This window comes from Pantoea sp. GL120224-02, assembly GCF_900215395.1.
GTDB classification, from domain to species: Bacteria; Pseudomonadota; Gammaproteobacteria; order Enterobacterales; family Enterobacteriaceae; genus Pantoea; species Pantoea communis.
The window spans coordinates 67,760-81,523 of sequence record NZ_OBEC01000002.1; the positions used below are offsets into that span (position 1 = coordinate 67,760).

Sequence of the window (13,764 nt, forward strand, 5' to 3'; positions counted from 1 at the left end):
AAATTCCGAAAAGAAACCTTTTAGTAAAAAAATTAATCCATAAAATCCTCTAAAAATAGTAACAAAACCCTTTATTAATCTGTTCAGGTCGCGCGTATGCTGAGAAGAACTCCTCCAATCATTCACATTAAGACATAGATCCGCCCTTGCTTGCTTTAGCTTACAGATGGTTAAATCAAACATTAATCATTACTTTTGGTGCGTAACTAATGTAATGGCAATGCTGGCCCAGCGCACCGACTCAAGCAAATTTCAAACCTTTGTTAATTCTGTTTCTTAACGACCAGGAGAAACCATGAAGATTATCACCAGTGGAAGCGGATATCCTGAAAAAAGAAATATTATCACTAACCCTCATAACAAATATATTAATTGCCGAAAAAAGAATATCTATTTCTATTTAAATGCCGTCAAAGCAAAAATCTTACATAAAAATAAACAATTTATTTTTCTCCCGATTCCCGGCTTACTGCCACAGGATGCGGATGTCATTCACCTTTTCAATGAAGTGGCCGACACCAAAAGGAACTGGATCGCCACTTTTGAAACCGAGATCCCACGCGTGCTACCGGTGCCTGGTGTAGCGAAATACGACAATCCAGAATTAAAGTCGCAGCTGCAATTAATAGCGAAAGCGGAATGCCTGGCGTTGATTGCCATCTCGCAAGCGACCCTCGACATCCAATGCAAGCTGCTCGATGCGTTTCCCGCGATCAAAGCCGCCGTCAGACACAAGCTACACGTCCTGCATCCGCCGCAACCGCTGCTGTGCGCTGAACCGCGCCTCGTCTCGCCCGGAGAAATACGTTTCATCTTTATCGGCAATGAGTTCTATCGCAAAGGCGGCGCGGAAGTGGTACTGGCCCTCTCCCAGTTATCTGAAGAGGATGTATTTAACCGCAGCCAGATTCAGGTCACGCTGATCGGTGACATCACGCAGCGGCATAATATCGCGCATCGGCAATTTCAGGATGATGAGGCGTTTTACACACGTATTGAGCACTTAGTCAAAACCTCGCCCCATATTCAGCATTTTACCTCTCTGCCCAACAATCAGGTGTTGACCTTGCTGCAGCATTCTCACGTGGGATTGCTGCCCAGCTGGCAGGATACTTACGGCTTCTCGGTGCTGGAGATGCAAGGCAGTGGCTGTCCAGTGATCACCACCAACATCCGCGCTTTGCCAGAGATCAATCCACCCGGTGCGGGATGGCTTATCCAGCAGCCGGTCAATGACGAATATGAGTATGTGGTGGATTCTGAGGAGAGCAAACTGCAAATACGCCAGCAAATCGTGCAGCAGCTTAAGGCGCATATCATTGATATTTTGCGTAATCCGGGCGTGATCACGCAATACTCTGCGCAATCACTGAAGCGAATTGCTGAGCAGCACGATCCGGGGAAATTCAGCGAGCAACTTGCCCACTTCTATTCAGCCAGCAAGCAGATGCACTACACAACGGCGTTTAAATGAGGAAGGGTTAAACCGGTGCGGTTAACTGAAGGGCGTGGCGTTCAATTGCGGTGGCAATCTCAGCAGATGCGCGCAGAGTGCGGATCTCACTGAACAGCCCATCGGCTTCGTTATAGGCTTTACGCAGATAACCGAGCCACTGTTTGATACGTGCAACGTGATACATGCCGGTATCGCCCTGCTTCTCAAGCTGCGTGTACTTCAGCAGCAGTTCGACCACATCCGGCCACGGCATCGGCGCTTCGTTGTATTTCACCACACGACCGAGGTTCGGGATGTTGAGCGCACCGCGCCCCAGCATTACCGCATCGCAACCGGTGATGCGCAGACAGTCTTGCGCATCCTGCCAGCTCCAGATCTCACCGTTGGCGATCACCGGAATCGACAGACGCTGGCGAATTTCACCAATCGCCTGCCAGTTGATGCTCTCAGCGCGGTAGCCATCTTCTTTGGTGCGGCCGTGCACCACCAGTTCGCTGGCCCCGGCCTGCTGCACCGCGTCGGCAATTTCAAAGCGGCGCTCTCCCGAATCCCATCCCAGACGCACTTTCACCGTGACGGGAAGATGATCGGGCACGGCTTCGCGCATCGCTTTCGCGCCGCGATAAATCAGCTCAGGATCCTTGAGTAAGGTGGCGCCGCCGCCGCTGCCGTTCACCAGTTTTGATGGACAGCCGCAGTTGAGATCGACGCCCCAGGAGCCGAGTTCTACCGCACGCGCGGCGTTTTCTGCCAGCCACTCAGGATATTGCCCGAGTAGCTGCATACGCACGCGCGTACCGGAAGCCGTTCGGCTGCTGTTGTGCAGCTCGGGACACAAACGGTAGAAGGATTTTACTGGCAGCAGCTGATCGACCACGCGTAAAAACTCAGTAACGCACAGATCATAATCATTTACCCCGGAGAGCAGTTCGCGTACCAGCGAATCCAGCACGCCCTCCATCGGCGCCAGTAATACCCTCATCGCGTTAGATGTTCCCGCTCTTTTTTGCTGCCGGACGACGACGACCGCTGTTGGCGGCTGGCGCGTTTTGAGCGGCACTGCTGCCCTGACGACGTGCAGGACGCGCTTCGCCCTGTGGACGTGCACCATTGCCACCCTGTGGACGCTGACCGTTGCCACTGTGCGGACGAGAGACGTTACCGCCCTGCCCACGTCCCTGGCCACCCTGACCACGGCCCTGGCCGCGACCCTGCTGCTGGCGACCGTTCTGGATCGGTTCCGCTTTGATGCTAGGGTCCACTTCGAAACCTTCCAGCTCAATGCGCGGAATTTCACGCTTCAGCAGGCGTTCGATATCACGCAGCAGTTTGTGTTCATCGACACACACCAGTGACAGCGCAGCGCCGGTTGCCGCAGCACGGCCGGTACGACCAATACGGTGGACGTAATCTTCCGCCACGTTTGGCAGCTCGTAGTTCACCACGTGTGGTAATTCTTCGATATCCAGACCACGCGCGGCGATATCCGTTGCCACCAGCACACGAATGCCACCGGATTTGAAGTCAGCTAACGCGCGGGTACGCGCGCCCTGGCTTTTGTTACCGTGGATTGCCGCTGCGGTGATGCCATCTTTGTTCAGCTGTTCAGCCAGATGGTTGGCGCCGTGTTTGGTACGGGTGAACACCAGCACTTGCTGCCAGTTGTCGCGACCAATCATCAGCGACAGCAGTTCCCGCTTACGCTTCTTATCAACGAAGTGTACTTGCTGTGAAACTTGCTCAGAGGCGGTGTTACGACGCGCCACTTCAACCTGCTCTGGGTTGGTCAGCAGTTTTTCCGCCAGGGTTTTGATCTCATCAGAGAAGGTGGCAGAGAACAGCAGGTTCTGACGTTTTGCCGGCAGACGCGCCAGTACACGGCGAATGTCGTGGATGAAGCCCATATCGAGCATGCGATCCGCTTCATCCAGCACCAGAATTTCAACCTGTGACAGATCGACCGCATTTTGATGCGCCAGATCCAGCAGACGGCCTGGCGTCGCCACCAGCACATCCACACCCCCGCGCAGTTTCATCATCTGCGGGTTGATGCTCACGCCACCGAAGACCACCAGTGAGCGGATATTAAGATACTGACTGTATTCACGAACGTTCTCGCCCACCTGCGCCGCCAGTTCACGGGTTGGGGTGAGGATCAACGCACGCACCGGACGACGGCCGCGCGCGTTAGAGGGATTCGCAGTGAGACGCTGCAACAGTGGCAGCGTGAAACCGGCGGTTTTACCGGTACCGGTTTGGGCGCTTGCCAACAGGTCACGACCTGCCAGCACCACGGGAATAGCCTGACGCTGAATCGGCGTCGGTTCCTGGTAGCCTTGTTCCGCTACCGCACGCAAAATATCGGCACTTAAGCCGAGAGAGTCAAATGACATGCAGGTGTATTACTCCGAACCGCCCTGTTCGCCGTCAGCGATGTAGTTTTCAGGGGGTATATGACGCAAGCCTGGTGGGCTCACGTGTGAAAAGGGCACAAACTACCATGCGTAAGGGCGGGAGTTTAGCAGGTTTCCGCTGCCACCGCGACTGACAATAGTCACGGCGCTGTAACATGATGCTGGTAGTCTTCCCGTCGTGGCACGAGTTGCGCCGTTGCTCTCTGTGACCGTTATTGCGCTGCTCATAACAAAAGGAGCCGCATGGGGCTCCTTTCGGTTCGCAACTGAGCTTTCGCTTAGCTGCGCTTTTTCTCCACGCGATGCGCGGGTTCTTTAGCCAGCAAGGATACCAGCGCCGGACCCACCAACATCACCACGCCCAGGCAACCGATCAACAGGTTGTTGTGGATGAAACGGGAGATCAGGAACAGCGTCAGCATCGCTGCGCCGAAGTAGTACGTTGTTGTGACTTCTTCCAGCGCGTCACCCATGCGACGCAAACGGGCACTACGCTGCAGAGCCAGCATGGCGATAAACACCACCGCATAAGCTGCTACCAGGGTACTGCTCACTTCAACCAGCGCCTTGTGCTTCCAGCCCCAAACCAGCGCGGCGATCACCAACAGGTGCATCGCAATATGCAAACAGGTTTGACCGGTAACGATCTGAACACGATTAGACCATTTCATTCTCTTCTCCTGGCAGACCCAACACGTCGCCCAAGTGTATCTGGCTGCGGCCAGACGGATTTCCTCAATGTAAAGCAAATTTCGGATAACGCCCTAATTTTCTGCGTCCATCACCATCCATTTGTGACAAAGACTACACTTTGTGCTGTTGATGATGAAAAGGAGCGCGTCGAAGTATGCCACAAAACACGCAAGGATTTTCATTTAAAGTCCTGACGATCAATACCCACAAGGGGTTCACCAGCTTTAACCGTCGCTTTATCCTGCCGGAATTGCGTGACGCAGTCCGCGCCACCTCGGCGGATATTGTCTTCCTGCAAGAGGTGATGGGCACCCACGCTATCCATTCACTGCACATTGAGAACTGGCCGGAAAACTCTCATTACGAGTATCTGGCCGATACCATGTGGCATGATTTTGCCTATGGCCGTAACGCAGTTTATCCCGAGGGACATCACGGGAACGCGATATTGTCACGTTTCCCCATTATTGAATATGAAAATCTCGATATTTCTGTGGCGGGAAGCGAAAAGCGCGGCATGTTGCACTGCCAGATTCGCCTGCCGGATCGCCCCGATCCGCTGCATGTCATCTGTGTGCATTTAGGGCTTAAAGCACAGCATCGCCAGGCGCAGATGAAGATGATGAGCGATCGCATCAATGCCCTGCCGCATGATGCGCCGCTGGTGGTGGCGGGAGATTTCAACGACTGGCAAGTGCACGCCAATCGCTTCCTGAAGCGCAGCGCGGGATTGCAGGAAGTGTTTAGCATGAAAAACGGCCGCCCGGCACGTACCTTCCCGGCACGTTTTCCGCTACTGCGACTGGATCGTATTTATATCCGCAACGCCACCGTGAGCCAGCCCTGGGCGCTGCCGGTCAAACCCTGGTCACACCTTTCCGATCACGCCCCCCTGGCCGTGGAGATCTTCCTATGAATTTCAGCTGGCGTGAGGGCAATCAGTTGCGGTTGCTGGAGAACGGCGAGCAGTTCTTCCCCTGCGTTTCAGCAGCCATTCAGCGTGCCGAGCGTTCGCTGCTGCTGGAGACGTTTATTCTGTTTGAAGACGACGTCGGCAACGCGCTGCATAGCGATCTGCTTGCAGCAGCGCAGCGTGGCGTGAAAGTCGAAGTGATGGTGGATGGCTATGGTTCACACGATCTCTCCGACGCCTTTGTGAACACGCTTACGGAAGCCGGGGTGCGTTTTCTCTATTACGATCCGCGCCCGCTGGTGCTGGGCATGCGCACCAACGTGTTCCGTCGTCTGCATCGTAAAATCGTGGTGGTCGATGATGCCCTCGCCTTTGTGGGCGGCATCAACTTCTCTGCAGAGCACAATACCGATTACGGCCCGGAGGCGAAGCAGGATTATGCGGTCGAGGTGACGGGGCCGGTAGTGCTGGATATTGCTCGCTATGTACAGCAGGCCATCGGTAGCAAGCAGGCCACGCGACGCTGGTGGGGAGGACGTTCACAGCGGCTGGCGGTTAATGCGATGCCCGGTGAGGCGCAGGTGTTGTTTGTTTACCGCGACAATGACGACCATCGCGACGACATTGAGCAGCACTATCTCGATATGCTGCGCAAGGCCAAACAGGACGTCATCATCGCTAATGCCTATTTCTTCCCTGGCTATCGCCTGTTACGTGAAATGCGCAGTGCCGCACAGCGTGGCGTGCGTGTACGGCTGATCGTGCAGGGTGAACCGGATATGCCGATTGTTAAAGTGGGCGCCGAGATGCTCTATAACTATCTGGTGGATGCCGGGGTTGAGGTTTATGAATATTGCCGCCGTCCACTGCACGGCAAAATTGCGGTGCAGGATCAGCACTGGGCCACCGTGGGCTCCAGCAATCTTGATCCGTTGAGCTTATCGCTCAATCTGGAAGCCAATCTCATCGTGCACGATCGCACTTTCAATCAGACGCTGCGTGACAATCTGAAAGCCTTGCTTCAGCACGATTGTGTGCGTGTGCAGGATGACAAATTGCCGCCGCGCACCTGGTGGCATCTCACTAAAAGCGTGATTGTGTTCCATTTCCTGCGTCACTTCCCGGCCATTGCCGGTTGGTTGCCCGCGCATACGCCTTTACTGGCGCAGGTTGATCCCCCCGTGCAACCGGAAATGGAAACCCAGGATCGGGTCGAAACCGGCAACGAAGGAGCGAAACACTGATGAGCAAAAAACATTCTCGCTGGCAATGGACAAAGAAAATCCTCACCTGGCTGTTCTTTATTGCGGTGATCGTACTGCTGGTGATCTACGCGCGCAAAGTGAACTGGCAGGACGTGTATCAGGTGATCGTCGGCTACAACCGCTATGTGGTGCTGGGCGCAGCGGCGCTGGTGGTGGTCAGCTATCTCACCTATGGCGTGTATGACTTAATCGGTCGCGCCTACTGTGGACACAAACTGGCGAAGCGTCAGGTGATGCTGGTGTCGTTTATCTGCTACGCCTTTAACCTGACGCTCAGCACCTGGGTCGGCGGCGTGGCGATGCGCTATCGCCTCTATTCCCGCCTCGGCCTGCCCGGTGGCACCATTACACGCATCTTTTCCATGAGCATCGCCACCAACTGGCTGGGCTATCTCCTGCTGGCGGGCGTGGTGTTTGTCGCCGGCATGGTGCCGATTCCGCCGCGCTGGTTTATTGGCGAAAACACCTTGCGCATTATAGGTGCCGTGCTGTTAGTGCTGGTGGCGATTTATTTGTGGGCCTGTGCCTTTGCGAAAAAACGTCGCTGGACGATAAAGGGGCAACATCTACAGCTGCCGTCGCTGCGGATGGCGCTAATTCAGTTTGCCGTTTCAAGTGCAAACTGGCTGGTGATGGGCACCATTATCTGGCTGCTGCTGGCGCGTCAGGTGGATTATCCGCAAGTACTGGGGGTGCTGCTGATCAGCAGTATTGCAGGGGTGATCATTCATATTCCTGCGGGCATCGGGGTGCTGGAAGCGGTATTTCTGGCGCTGCTGGCTGGCGAGCATGTTTCGCACGGCACCATCATTGCCGCCCTGCTGGCCTATCGCGTGCTGTACTTTATTTTGCCGCTGCTGCTGGCGCTGGTGTTGTATCTGATGCTGGAGAGTCGCGCTAAACATCTGCGGCAGAAGAATGAACAGAAGATGGCCAAATCAGACGCGGGATAATCGGGGAGAAATCACTCGCGCGCGGTGGGCGCCATCAATAGCGCACCCGACAAAATTCTGTGCAGATTTACATTGATGCATGTTGCCTGTCTTGAATTGCGCCCCCTAAAAGCATCCTGTTCGGATGTTGCAGGGGGCGCATTGATACCAGCCAGAAGCGGTGCTGCAGAGTTAACGACGGTTGCCGAAAATACGCAGCAGCATCAGGAACAGGTTGATGAAGTCGAGATACAGCGTCAATGCCCCCATGATTGAGTAGCGACGCAGATTCTCTTTGTCATTGACGTTGATGGTCTCGCCAATCGATTTCAGTTTCTGGGTGTCATAAGCGGTCAGACCGACAAACACCACTACGCCGATATAGGTGATCGCCCACATCAGCGCCGGGCTTTTCAGCCAGAAGTTCACCAGTGACGCCAGTACGATACCAATCAATGCCATAAACAGCAGGCTGCCAAAGCGGCTGAGATCGCGCTTGGTGGTGTAACCGTAGAAGCTCATGGCACCGAACATGCCCGCCGTCACGAAGAAGGTGCTGGCGATAGAGGAATAGGTGTAGACGAGGAAAATACTCGCCAGCGTCAGGCCCGTTAGCGCTGAATAGAGCATAAACAGCCCGGTGGCTAAGGTACTGCTCAGACGATGCACCATGCCCGACAGCACAAAGACTACCGCCAGCTGCACAATGATCAGCCCGAAGAAGGTGATGCGATTTGCAAACACCAGCTCCATCACCGCCGGCGTGCGCGCTGCAAACCAGGAGACAAACGCGGTCAGCAGCAAGCCGCAGGTCATCCAGCCATAGACCTGCGCCATATATGTCTGCAGCCCGGTTGACGCCTGCTGCACGATTGAATCATTACGTGGATATCGGTCCATGATGCACCTCTTTAAGTTAGACAAACGCTCTAAGTGTGGAGTCTACACCGCATTGCGTCAACGGCGCGTCAAGCACTGCTGATATCGGCCATTTACGCGCTGGGCAAACCAGGCGGTGGTCAGATTGCGGGTGATTTTCGGGCTCTCCAGTTTAATGCCCGGCAGCATCTCGCGCGGCAGGCGTTTACCGGCCATTTTATCAGCCAGAATAAACGTCTGCTTCCAGAGCGTGCTGCTGCTGAAGCTTTCCGTATCGCCCTTCTCCAGGTCGCGACGGATTTCCCGATTGCTCATATCCAGTTGCTTGCTCAGCGTGCGCACCGCTAATTCGGTGGAACCCGCTTGCTCGCTGCCGTACATAATTAAGTCACCATCCAGCGCCAGTTTAATGCCGCTGGCGCGCGCTACGGCTGCCTGAAAAGCGGCGTTGCGGCTGGCATACCAACCGGCATTGAAATCGGCAAAACGGTACAGCATCTGGCTGTAATCCGCCGGATAGCCGAGCAGATGCATTGTGCCAAAGTAGATGCCGCCGCGACGCGTGAAGACTTCACGGCGAATCGAGCCATCAATCGAATACGGATAACCTTTGGCATGCGCTTCGGCAAATTCAATGCTGACCTGCATCGGGCCGCCGGTGTGAATCGGATTGAGATTGCCAAACAGCTTCTGCCCCATCGGCACCATATCGATGAAATCATCGAAAATTGCGCTCAGCTCTTTCTCACTGCGCACTTTATCCAGTCGCGCGGCGTAGCTTTGGCCGGTGGGCGATTTAATCAGTAAGGCGGTGCGCACCAGGAACGCCGGAACGTGGACTTTGGCGGCGCGGCGGTCAATTTCACCCCAGGCGATTTTGGGTAAACCGGGCACAGGCGCATCGGCACTGAAATTGGACTCCTGATCGGTGACCGCGATCACCGCACAGACGTTACTGGCGCTGGGATCGATCTGCTGGACGCGAAACGCGGTGTAGATGTCGTCCGCCCAGGCGCTTTTTTGGCTGACATCGCTCGGCAGTAACTTTTGAATCTGAGATTTGACGTCGGCAGGTTGCCGCGCGGGGGCCTGCGGTTCTTTTTTGGTACTACATCCGGCCAGTACCAGCGCGGTGAGCAGCGCCGCGCCTTTGAGCATTTTAGTGGTATTCATCTTGTTCCCTGACAGGCCAGCAAAACCCGTACCTTAACGTTTTCAACTCGCTACGGCTATCAGAGCAGGTCGGTTTTACGCGCTACTTCCAGCGTTCGGCGGCTTGATGGTCGCTGTCGCGCGCATCGACCCAACGATCGCCCTGTTCGGTGGCTTCACGCTTCCAGAACGGCGCACGGGTTTTCAGGTAATCCATGATGAACTCGGTAGCAGCAAATGCGCTACTGCGATGGGCGCTGCTGACGCCAACAAACACAATTTCATCACCAGGGAACAGTTCGCCCACGCGATGGATCACCGTCACCTGCTGCAACGCCCAGCGCTGACGCGCCTCTTCGACTATTTCCGCCAGCGCTTTTTCCGTCATACCCGGATAGTGTTCCAGGGTTAAAGCGGCCACGCTGTCACCGAGATTGTGATTGCGCACTTTGCCGGTAAAGGTGGCCACCGCGCCATCACTGTCATGCGCGGCGAGTTGGCGATACTCCTCGCCGACATCAAAAGGCTCAACGCCAACGCGAATACGAGTGGCCATGCTCATCCTCCGGTGACCGGCGGGAAGAACGCCACTTCATCACCCGCACGCAGCGGATGGCTCATCGGCACCAGCGTCTGATTGACCGCTGCCAGCAATTTGCCGGACTCCAGCGCCAGCGCCCAGCGATCGTTCCTCTCCGCCAGCGCTGCACGCAAGGTTGCTACATCCTGATATTCCGGTTTCAGCTCTAACGCGCTGATGCCGGTCAATTCACGCACCTGGGCAAAAAACAGCACCTTAATCATGTGCCACCGCCTGAAAATCGCCGGATTTGCCGCCGCTTTTGCTGAGCAAACGCAACTGATCGATCACGATATCTTTCTGCACCGCTTTGCACATGTCGTAAATGGTCAGCGCGGCCACCGATGCGGCGGTCAGCGCTTCCATTTCCACGCCGGTTTTTCCGGTCAGACGGCAACGAGAGGTGACGCGCACGCGGTTGTGCTCAGGCTCGGCCACCAGCGTCACTTCCACCTTGCTCAACATCAGCGGATGGCACAGCGGGATCAACTCCCAGGTGCGTTTCGCGGCCTGGATACCGGCGATGCGTGCCGTGGCGAACACATCGCCTTTATGATGGCTGCCGTCGATGATCATCTGCAGCGTTTCCGCGCTCATCAGCACCAGTGCTTCAGCCTGGGCTTCACGCACCGTTTCAGTTTTGCCGGAGACATCCACCATATGGGCTTCACCAGCGGCATTGATATGAGTTAATGATGACATGCTTACAACTTCTTCAAATGAGAGACAAAATTACAGGGACGCGTGCGCGCATCCAACTGTTCTTCAATAATGCGTTCCCAACCGCTACGGCAGGCATTGGTTGATCCCGGCACGGCGAAAATCAGCGTCTGGTTCGCCAGCCCGGCCACCGCGCGTGATTGCAGCGTGGAACTGCCAATCTCTTCGTATGAGATCATCCGGAACAGTTCGCCAAAGCCGTCAATTTCACGGTCGAACAGCGGCAGCAGCGCTTCCGGCGTACTGTTTTTGCTGTTAAATCCGGTGCCGCCATTGACGATCACCACCTGCACATCATCACTGGCAATCCAGCGCGACACGGTGGCGCGAATACGGTAACGGTTGTCAGGCACAATCGCGCGATCCACCACCTGATGCCCGGCTTCTGTCAGTGCCTCACGCAAGTAGTCGCCCGAGCTATCATTGCTGGCATCACGGCTGTCCGAGACGGTCATCACCGCCACATTCAAGGCGACAAACTCGCCGGTAGGTTTACCCATGGCTGTAACTCCTGTGTTTAGCCGCCAATGAATGAGAGGTTTTGTGTGATGCCGGTGTTGCCCTGATGCAGGAAATGCGTCTGCTTTTTCTGCCCGAGACTGTGGGCGATGCGGGCCTGTAGCTCGCCCTGCTGATCATCGGATGCCAGTAAATCGCGCAGCGAGACGCCGCCGTCGCCGAACAGGCACAGATGAAGATTGCCCATGGCTGACACGCGCAGACGGTTGCAACTGGCGCAGAAATCTTTTTCGTAGGGCATGATCAAACCGACTTCGCCCTGATAGTCAGGATGGCGGAACACCTGCGCCGGACCGTCACTGCGTCCACGCGGCTGAAGCTGCCAACCCTGCATGATCAGCTGATCGCGAATCACCTCACCCGAGATGTGATGACGACGGAACAGATCACCGCCCTCGCCGGTTTCCATCAGTTCGATAAAGCGCAGCTGAATTGGACGGATGCGGATCCAGTCGAGGAAGGTCGCCAGGCTGTGGCTGTTGAGATCGCGCATCAGCACGCTGTTGACTTTGACCTTCTCGAACCCGGCGTCAAACGCGGCATCAATTCCGGCCATCACTTCCGCGAATTTGTCCTGGCCGGTGATGGCGTGAAACTGGCGCGCATCAAGGCTATCGACACTAACGTTAATGTGAGTGAGCCCGGCATCACGCCACGCGCGCACGTCTCGCGCCATTCGGTAACCGTTGGTGGTCATGGCGATCTGGCGAATGGCGGCGTTTTCACGCACTGCTGCGATGATATCGGTGAAGTCGCGGCGCATAGAGGGTTCGCCGCCGGTGAGACGCACTTTTTCCGTGCCCGCGGCCGCAAAGGCACGCGTCACGCGGCGAATCTCGTCCAGCGAGAGGAAACTTTTGTTGTGATTACCGTTCGGTTTATAACCATCGGGTAAACAGTAGGTACAACGGAAGTTGCAGACATCCGTGACCGACAGGCGCAGATAGTAGAAGCTGCGCGCATAGGCATCTGTAAATTGTGGCACCTGAACACCTTTCCAAATACGGGAGATGCAGTCATTTCTTTCTGCACCCTGGCAGCGATGCTGCGGCCAGGCATCCATATCGTTATGACTTAGGCATGCAAGGCTTGGGAGTCTGTTGTCATTATGGACAACACGGTTAATTCGAATGGTAGCGCGATTTCTCTCTCGCATCCATCAGTGAATTTCGCTATATATATTGATACATAACGTTTTTTCACCGCATTTTCGCCGCAGGATACGGTAAAATGCGCGACAGATATTGATACACATCACTTCAACTGCATGACAACCTGCAGTTGTCCGTTAAAAGGAACAGCATGAATCGTACCCTGGCAGATTTGGATCGCGTGGTAGCACTGGGCGGCGGGCACGGCCTGGGTCGTGTGATGTCGGCGCTGGCACCGCTGGGCTCACGCCTGACCGGCATCGTGACCACCACCGATAACGGCGGATCCACCGGACGCATTCGTCGTTCGGAAGGCGGTATTGCCTGGGGAGATATGCGTAATTGCCTGAACCAGTTGATCATGGAACCGAGCGTAGCCTCGGCAATGTTTGAATACCGTTTTGCCGGTAACGGCGAACTGGCCGGTCACAACCTCGGTAATCTGATGCTCAAAGCGCTCGATCACCTTAGCGTGCGGCCGCTGGAAGCCATCAACATCATTCGCAATCTGCTCAAAGTCGATGCCTTCTTGATTCCGATGTCGGAGCAACCGGTAGACCTGGTGGCGCAGGATTGCGAAGGCAATATGGTGTATGGCGAAACGGCAATTGATGAAATGAAGCTACCGCCGCAAGAGTTGATGCTGCATCCCAATGTCACTCCCACTAAAGAAGCACTGGATGCGATTGCGGAAGCGGATTTGATCCTGATTGGCCCAGGCAGTTTTTACACCAGCCTGATGCCAATTCTGCTGATGGAGGAGATGGCACGCGCGCTGCGCCGTACGCCCGCCACCATGGTGTTTATTGGCAATCTTGGACGTGAGTTAAGCCCGGCCGCCAGCCTGACGGTGGCGGATAAACTGGCGATGATGGAAAAAGCCATCGGCAGGCGAGTGATAGATGCCGTGGTGGTCAGCCCGTCAGCGGACGTCAGCGGCGTGGAAGATCGCCTGATTGTACGCGAACCGCTGGAGGCCGCCGATATCAAGTATCGTCACGATCGCCAGCTGCTGCGAATTGCGCTAGAACACGCGATTCAGGCAGTTTAACCTCGCGCAGGCAGTACGCATAAATGCGCACCCTACGAG

15 protein-coding genes and 1 riboswitch are annotated in these 13,764 nt (G+C 55.5%); of the genes, 5 read left to right on the forward strand and 10 right to left on the reverse strand.

The window, feature by feature from the left end:
* Positions 1-295: 295 nt before the first annotated feature.
* Positions 296-1,474: a glycosyltransferase family 4 protein gene (locus tag CRO33_RS05165; RefSeq protein ID WP_097117372.1), complete on the forward strand. Its 1,179-nt coding sequence runs from the start codon at positions 296-298 to the stop codon at positions 1,472-1,474.
* Positions 1,475-1,481: 7 nt separating this feature from the next.
* Here the strand turns inward: CRO33_RS05165 and dusC are convergent, their stop codons facing one another.
* The 3 genes from dusC to CRO33_RS05180 form a co-directional block, all read right to left on the reverse strand.
* Entirely contained in the window at positions 1,482-2,438 is a 957-nt protein-coding gene (gene dusC, locus CRO33_RS05170) for a tRNA dihydrouridine(16) synthase DusC (RefSeq protein WP_097117374.1), read from the reverse strand.
* Between the two features lie 4 nt (positions 2,439-2,442).
* The gene (gene rhlE / locus CRO33_RS05175) at positions 2,443-3,849 is read right to left on the reverse strand and encodes an ATP-dependent RNA helicase RhlE (protein WP_097117376.1); all 1,407 of its coding nucleotides are present in this window, start codon (positions 3,847-3,849) and stop codon (positions 2,443-2,445) included.
* A gap of 299 nt (positions 3,850-4,148) precedes the next feature.
* On the reverse strand, positions 4,149-4,541 hold the full coding sequence (locus CRO33_RS05180; protein ID WP_034821088.1) for a YbhQ family protein: 393 nt from the start codon (positions 4,539-4,541) through the stop codon (positions 4,149-4,151).
* Positions 4,542-4,717: 176 nt separating this feature from the next.
* On the opposite strand from CRO33_RS05180, the gene CRO33_RS05185 reads away from it, so the two are divergent.
* From CRO33_RS05185 to CRO33_RS05195, 3 genes are read left to right on the forward strand one after another with little or no spacing between them, the layout of a single operon-like run.
* Positions 4,718-5,479, forward strand: coding sequence for an endonuclease/exonuclease/phosphatase family protein (locus CRO33_RS05185; protein ID WP_058961602.1), 762 nt, complete (start codon positions 4,718-4,720; stop codon positions 5,477-5,479).
* Positions 5,476-6,720: a cardiolipin synthase ClsB gene (clsB, locus tag CRO33_RS05190; RefSeq protein ID WP_097117378.1), complete on the forward strand. Its 1,245-nt coding sequence runs from the start codon at positions 5,476-5,478 to the stop codon at positions 6,718-6,720. Before CRO33_RS05185 ends, clsB begins: the two co-directional genes overlap by 4 nt.
* On the forward strand, positions 6,720-7,694 hold the full coding sequence (locus CRO33_RS05195; RefSeq protein WP_058961604.1) for a lysylphosphatidylglycerol synthase domain-containing protein: 975 nt from the start codon (positions 6,720-6,722) through the stop codon (positions 7,692-7,694). The genes clsB and CRO33_RS05195 overlap by 1 nt, the downstream gene beginning before the upstream one ends.
* A gap of 171 nt (positions 7,695-7,865) precedes the next feature.
* Here the strand turns inward: CRO33_RS05195 and CRO33_RS05200 are convergent, their stop codons facing one another.
* The 7 genes from CRO33_RS05200 to moaA all read right to left on the reverse strand — a co-directional run bounded on the left by CRO33_RS05200 (position 7,866) and on the right by moaA (position 12,508).
* Positions 7,866-8,573, reverse strand: a complete 708-nt coding sequence (locus CRO33_RS05200) for a Bax inhibitor-1/YccA family protein (RefSeq protein ID WP_034821101.1) — start codon at positions 8,571-8,573, stop codon at positions 7,866-7,868.
* Between the two features lie 57 nt (positions 8,574-8,630).
* A complete protein-coding gene (locus tag CRO33_RS05205) occupies positions 8,631-9,725 on the reverse strand; it encodes a DUF1615 domain-containing protein (RefSeq protein WP_097117379.1) in 1,095 nt (364 codons plus the stop codon).
* A gap of 82 nt (positions 9,726-9,807) precedes the next feature.
* Positions 9,808-10,260, reverse strand: a complete 453-nt coding sequence (gene moaE, locus CRO33_RS05210) for a molybdopterin synthase catalytic subunit MoaE (RefSeq protein WP_097117382.1) — start codon at positions 10,258-10,260, stop codon at positions 9,808-9,810.
* 2 nt (positions 10,261-10,262) lie between these two features.
* Positions 10,263-10,508, reverse strand: coding sequence for a molybdopterin synthase sulfur carrier subunit (gene moaD, locus CRO33_RS05215; RefSeq protein WP_097117384.1), 246 nt, complete (start codon positions 10,506-10,508; stop codon positions 10,263-10,265).
* Positions 10,501-10,986 carry a cyclic pyranopterin monophosphate synthase MoaC gene (gene moaC, locus CRO33_RS05220; RefSeq protein WP_097117386.1) on the reverse strand — a complete coding sequence of 162 codons (486 nt, stop codon included), beginning with the start codon at positions 10,984-10,986 and terminating at the stop codon, positions 10,501-10,503. The genes moaD and moaC overlap by 8 nt, the downstream gene beginning before the upstream one ends.
* Positions 10,987-10,988: 2 nt before the next feature.
* On the reverse strand, positions 10,989-11,504 hold the full coding sequence (moaB, locus tag CRO33_RS05225) for a molybdenum cofactor biosynthesis protein B (RefSeq protein WP_034821116.1): 516 nt from the start codon (positions 11,502-11,504) through the stop codon (positions 10,989-10,991).
* Between the two features lie 17 nt (positions 11,505-11,521).
* On the reverse strand, positions 11,522-12,508 hold the full coding sequence (moaA, locus tag CRO33_RS05230) for a GTP 3',8-cyclase MoaA (RefSeq protein WP_097117587.1): 987 nt from the start codon (positions 12,506-12,508) through the stop codon (positions 11,522-11,524).
* Positions 12,497-12,631, reverse strand: a riboswitch (molybdenum cofactor riboswitch). It overlaps the preceding gene by 12 nt.
* Positions 12,632-12,825: 194 nt before the next feature.
* Here moaA and CRO33_RS05235 point away from each other — a divergent pair.
* A complete protein-coding gene (locus CRO33_RS05235; RefSeq protein WP_034821119.1) occupies positions 12,826-13,725 on the forward strand; it encodes a gluconeogenesis factor YvcK family protein in 900 nt (299 codons plus the stop codon).
* Positions 13,726-13,764 lie beyond the last annotated feature (39 nt).